This is a genomic window from Neisseria sp. 19428wB4_WF04, assembly GCF_015235335.1.
Lineage (GTDB): Bacteria > Pseudomonadota > Gammaproteobacteria > Burkholderiales > Neisseriaceae > Neisseria > Neisseria musculi.
Genome location: NZ_JADGLG010000257.1, coordinates 1 through 220, shown reverse-complemented (window position 1 = coordinate 220; position 220 = coordinate 1). Strand labels below are relative to the sequence as shown.

The following is a 220-nucleotide window of genomic DNA, read 5'->3' as shown; positions in this document are numbered from 1 at the left end:
CCACCGCCCCGATGATCAGCGTAGACGCGCCGGACAACAGCAGCGACAACACCCCGACCATCAGCGGCAAAACCGATGCGCCCGCCGGTTCGGTGGTAACCGTAGTGGTAACCGGTTCGGACGGCCAGAGCCAAACCGTTACCACCACCGTCAAGGCAGACGGCAGCTACAGCGTAGACGTGCCCAAAGCCCTGCCCGACGGCGGCTACACCGCCGAAGC

General features: G+C 65.5%; 1 protein-coding gene. It reads left to right on the top strand.

Features of this window, described 5'->3' with window-relative positions; all coding sequences use genetic code 11:
- On the top strand, positions 1–220 hold a 220-nt coding region (locus tag IR141_RS14355), incomplete at both ends, for an Ig-like domain-containing protein (protein WP_135037880.1).